Raw genomic sequence first — 5,402 nt, forward strand, 5'->3', positions numbered from 1 at the left:
AAGTCGCCAGACGCTCTTTGTACGGTATTGCCTTTATTCAAGTTGAAAAGCATTACTCATACCGCAGGGCATCGATCGGATTCAGATTCGAAGCCTTGATAGACGGGATCAGTCCAAAGACAATGCCCACCACCATAGAGAATACCACGGAAACCACAATGGACAGCGAACTGATCGCCACCGGCACCGAGGCAATCTTGGAGATCAGCTGTGCCAGAGCGATGCCGATTCCCACACCAATGATTCCGCCGATGCTGGTCAGCACAGAAGCTTCTGTCAGGAACTGTGCCAGAATGCTGCCCTTTTTCGCACCGATTGCCTTTTTCAGTCCGATCTCGCGGGTACGTTCTGTTACCGATACCAGCATGATGTTCATAACACCGATACCGCCCACCAGCAGAGAAATGCTGGCGATCCAGATCAGCATGGTGTTGGTGGAGGAACTCAGTTTTTGCAGGGACTTCGCCTGTTTCAGCAAGTCCTGACTGTCATATTTGATCTGATTGCTGTCCCCTTCTTTTCCGACGCTATTGGTGCGAATCGTGGCGTTCATCAGTTCCGCCACCTTTTTTCCCACTGCCGGCATGCTGTCAGTATCCACTGCCTTTGCCAGACAGTTTTCCGGTTCATCATACCGATACGCGATCGGCCACGACTGACCGGGGATAAACATCTTGCCGCCGGAAGTGCCCATATACGTCCAGTAGTCCTCCTCGGAATTGATGACCGGCTCAAAGCTGCTGACCTCTGTCACGACGCCAACGACCGTAAAGGGTTCCCCGTTGATGTCGATGACGGAACCGATCGGGCTCTCGGAGGAGTACAGGCTCTTGACTGCGGTGCTGTCCAGAATCACTGCCTTGGCGTTATTGGTATATTCCTTGCTCAGGAATCCCCTGCCCTGCTGTACTTCATAGCCTGCCGTATCGAAATAGGCAGCATCAATGCCATACATGGAGCCACTGAACTGGGTGTTCTGATAATACACATTGTCGCAGTAGGAACGTGTACGGTAAAACGAAGCAGATTCCACATTTTTCAGGCTGGTGATCTGGTCCCGCACTTCCGCGGAAACCACCTGTACCCCGTCCGGTGCCGCCTGATAGCTGAAATCATAGGGACTTTCCCCCTGATACAGCTGCACATTAACAGTGTTGTTGCCGGAACCGATCAGATTGTTTTTGATCTGCTCATTGGTGCCCTTAATGGTAGACACAATGGCAATGATCGCCGCAATACCGATGATAATGCCCAGCATAGTGAGAATGGAACGCACCTTATGGGACAAAATGCCCTGTAACGATAACCGAATATTTTCCAGCATAATATGTCCCCCTTAGTATTCTGATGAGCCGTTGGTTTCGTTGACCAACGCTCCCTCTACGGCATACTTGCCATAGGGGAAACAGATATAATCTTCCTGACTGACACCGGAGAGAATCTCAATGGCATAGCCGCCGTTGATGATCTTGCCGGTCTGGACATTCTGCCGTTCCAGCTTCTTGTCCTTGGATTCCCGCAGCACATAGTACTGTCCGTTTTCCTGCCGCACATAGCTGACCGGCAGATAGAACGTATCTCCGACATCGTCCGCCGCACCGGAAAAGCTCAGGCTGACATAGCTGCCCACTGACAGGCTGGTGGAATCAGTCACTGCTGCCTTAAACGGATAAGCACTGTTGTTCGGGTTTCCACTGCCGTTCTGATTGGTGTAGGAGGTCGGTGTCTTGTCGATCTCCGTCACCTCGGCGGTGAGCATTTCACCGGTATCCCACGAGTTGACAGTCACCGTTGCACCGACAGTCAGCTTGTCCAGATTCATTTCGCTGACAGTGCCCTGCACCATAACGCCGCCGCTGCCCTGTACCACCAGATACGGTTCGTTTTTCTCCAGCGATTCCACTGAAGCCGCCACCTTGGTGACAACGCCGTCGATCTTCGCCAGTTCCTGTCCCTTTTCCTGCTTTTCTGCCGCAGCATCATATTCGATCTGTGCCTTCTTCTGGTCGATCTGTGCCGACTGAATGGCGATCTGCTGCTCTGCCACCTTCTGTTTCAGCTGGGCACGGGTATAGACATAGTTGTCATTGTCCGTACCGGAAGATGCCATTGGAGTGACTGCCGCCATTGGCATTGCCGCCGCCATAGGCTGCACTGCCGCAGTCGGATCTGCACTGGTGTCTGTATCTGCCGGCTGGGTGTCCGGCTGGGTATCCGGAGATGCTGTGCTGCTCTCCGGTACAGTACCAGTACTGCCGCCGGTAGTGCCGGAAGAAGCCGGTTCTGTTTCCGCGGGGGTGTTATTGGCAGGGTCATAGGAGAACGTACCGCCCACCTGCAACGTGCCGTACCACGTTCCGCCGCCGGAGATCTGCACACCGCCGTCCTCGGTCACCTTGATGTTCTGTCCCAGTGTCCAGTCACCGGTAGTGGCCAGCTGATCGCCGCGTACCAGCCAGCCGTAGAGCACGCTGCCGCTCTGGTCATACACCACGAAAACGGCACACTGCTTTGCCGTTTTCAGCTGCTCCAGAGCTGCCTGTGTCACAACAGTCTGACCGGTGCAGGCAAACTGATAGGGATCGTCCGGCGTGCCGGTACCGGCTGCCGCCTGTGTCAGAGCGATCACTGCTGAAAGTGTATCCTTGGGAGAATCCGGTGTATCCGGCGTGTCCGGTTCGTCTGGTTCGTCCGGCTCATCGGGGTAATCCGGATCGTCCGGCACCACCGGTGCTTCTTCTGATGGACGCAGCTTTTTCAGACGTTCCAGCTCTTTCTGAGCCTGCCGCACATTTTCCTGTGCCACCGCCAGTGCCGTCTGTTTCTGGGCAACTTCCAGCCCTACTGCTGTCATATCATAGTCCAGCAGCGGTGTGCCCTTGGTCACATGGTCGCCCTCTTTTACCAGCACCTTTGCGATCATCTGGTCGTCGGAGGGCGTGACATTCTGCACATCACCGGAAACCACCTGCCCGTCCATAGAGAGATCATCTCCCCACCAGTACTGGGTCAGATTTGCCACCGGCATCACATCTACGCGGTTCTTTTTCGTCTGCTGTGTCCGGTAAATCACCGTACCGCCGACAGTGCCGCCGGCAACGACTGCCAGGCAAACCGCCACTGCAACGATCTTTTTTCCTTTTGTCATGAAGCATCGCCCTCCTGTTCTGTCCGGCGTTCTCCGAAGCCGCCCTGCTCCAGCATGCCGTCCCGAATGGTCACGATCCGCTGGGCATGCCGGGCGATCTCCGGTTCATGGGTAATCATGACAATCGTCACGCCCTCGCTGTGCAGCTGGGCAAACAATTCCATGACCTGTTCGCCGGAACGGGTGTCCAGTGCACCGGTCGGCTCATCCGCCAGCAGCAGACGGGGCTGGCTCACCATTGCCCGTGCAATTGCCACACGCTGTTTCTGTCCGCCGGAAAGCTGAGTCGGCTTGAACTGTATCCGTTCTTCCAGCCCCACACGTGCCAGCATTTCCTTTGCCCGTTCCAGCCGTTCCTTTTTCCGCACGCCGGCATACAACAGCGGCAGTGCCACGTTTTCCAGCACAGACTGGCGGGGCAGCAGGTTGAAGTTCTGGAACACGAAGCCGATCTTCTGGTTCCGTATCGTGGAAAGCTGGTTGTCGCTGCACTGTGCCATGTCCTGTCCGTCGAAGAAATAGTCCCCGCTGGTCTGCTTGTCCAGCAGCCCGATAATGTTCATCAGCGTGGATTTTCCCGAACCGGACGGTCCCATGATTGCCAGATATTCCCCTTCTTCCACCTGTAGCTGAATGTGGTGCAGAACGGGGACAGGTTCTTTTCCCTGCATATAGGATTTACAGATGTCCCGCAAATCAAGTACCATCTGCCGCACCGCCTTCCGCTGTATCTGCTCCGGCTTCATCTGCCGGCATCTCGTCAACACCATCGCCGGCATCTTCTCCTGCTCCGGAGATCACGCTGTCTGCGGTGTCGCCGTCTGCACCGTCGCCTGCCATGCCGGCTTCATCATCTGCTCCGCCGATCACGCCTTCGTCCACAGGGTTTCCGTTTTCGTCGTAGGAAATATCCTCATTGCTGTTGTCGTCCACGGTATCATCTGTGCCGTCATCTTCCGGTGTGGCTTCGTCAGGGTTGGTCGTGGTTTTCATACCCTCCTGATAGGAATCCGACGGGAATGCGATCATATCGTCCTCCGACAGACCACTTTTGATCTCGCAGTCGCCCATGGTGTCGTCTGTCTGTCCTACTTCCACTTCCCGTTTTTCCAGACGGTCTTTCTTATCGGCAGCCCAGACATAGGTCTTGCCGTTTTCATCAGTCTGCACATAATCGGAGTACAGCCAGATGCCGGTTTTTTCAATGCTTTCATCGGCTCCGGTATCTGCCGAAACCAGCAGATGCTGCCCCAGCATCAGCCCGTCACTGGAATCCAGCGTCACATAAAAAGGATACTTGGAAGCGGTGGTCATCTCATCGCTGCCGCCGTAGTACATGTTGTTGTTCTGGCTGTTGTCGGCTTCGGTAGAGATCTCCGAAATAGTGCCCGTCCAGCTGGAATCGTCTACGCGGGAGTGCAGCACCATGGCTTCATCTTTATAAATCGACTGTACATTCTGTTCGCTGATCGTGCACTTCACACGGAATTCTCCGTCGGACATAATCTTCATCAACACATCTGTGCCGTCCGACTGAAGCTGTTCGGTCGTTTTCAGGGACTGCACCGTTCCGGCGATCTCCGCAGTCACTGTGGCATTGTTAATGGTATTCTGTAATTTTTCCAGTTCGATCTTCTTGGTCTTGATGTCGTATTCCGACTTGGCAATATCGGTTTGCAGGGACTGGATCTGCGTGGTGTAAGTCAGCTTATCGTCTGCACTGGCACTTTTCTTTTCCGTTTCCAGCTGGCTGATCTGCTGCTTGTTGGACTCGATCTCATTCTGCATGCGTTCGATTTCCACGTTACCCTGCTGCAATTCCAGCTGCATGGATTCCACATCATAGGTGAACAGCGGATCACCGGCGTTGACGTGGTCGCCCTCCTGCACAGCAATGCTGGAAACTGTCTTGGAGGTGTCCAGCTTGACTTCCTTGGTTTCCTGCGGTTCTACCACACCGGAAAACTGCAAGTCGGAAATCGTTGTTGCCGCAGAATTCACATCTTTTATCGGCATCACGTATGCCACACCGTCCACATCACTGCCCCTGCTGTAGTGCCGCCACACCAGCACGCCGCTGACGCATACCGCCGCAGCTGTAACACCGGCAACTGTGCCGATTATGATTTTCTTGGATTTTCCCATATTCCTTCCTCCCAGTCCATGCTCCGCAGCAGTGCGTTCTGCCGACGGAGTTTTTTGAAGCAGTCCTGCACAAATCCAGGGCAATACCGCACAAAGAGCGTCTGGCGAC

At 54.6% G+C, this 5,402-nt stretch carries 4 protein-coding genes; all 4 read right to left on the bottom strand.

What is annotated here, in order from left to right; all coding sequences use genetic code 11:
* Positions 1 to 52: 52 nt before the first annotated feature.
* From RUMCAL_RS01745 to RUMCAL_RS01760, 4 genes are read right to left on the bottom strand one after another with little or no spacing between them, the layout of a single operon-like run.
* Positions 53 to 1,324, bottom strand: coding sequence for an ABC transporter permease (locus RUMCAL_RS01745; protein ID WP_021680713.1), 1,272 nt, complete (start codon positions 1,322 to 1,324; stop codon positions 53 to 55).
* Between the two features lie 12 nt (positions 1,325 to 1,336).
* Complete coding sequence (locus RUMCAL_RS01750; RefSeq protein WP_021680714.1) at positions 1,337 to 3,148, bottom strand: efflux RND transporter periplasmic adaptor subunit; 1,812 nt, start codon at positions 3,146 to 3,148, stop codon at positions 1,337 to 1,339.
* A complete protein-coding gene (locus RUMCAL_RS01755; RefSeq protein WP_021680715.1) occupies positions 3,145 to 3,855 on the bottom strand; it encodes an ABC transporter ATP-binding protein in 711 nt (236 codons plus the stop codon). Before RUMCAL_RS01755 ends, RUMCAL_RS01750 begins: the two co-directional genes overlap by 4 nt.
* Positions 3,845 to 5,293, bottom strand: a complete 1,449-nt coding sequence (locus tag RUMCAL_RS01760; RefSeq protein ID WP_051343599.1) for an efflux RND transporter periplasmic adaptor subunit — start codon at positions 5,291 to 5,293, stop codon at positions 3,845 to 3,847. The genes RUMCAL_RS01755 and RUMCAL_RS01760 overlap by 11 nt, the downstream gene beginning before the upstream one ends.
* Positions 5,294 to 5,402: the final 109 nt, after the last annotated feature.

It is taken from the genome of Ruminococcus callidus ATCC 27760 (genome assembly GCF_000468015.1).
Taxonomy (GTDB): domain Bacteria; phylum Bacillota; class Clostridia; order Oscillospirales; family Ruminococcaceae; genus Ruminococcus_C; species Ruminococcus_C callidus.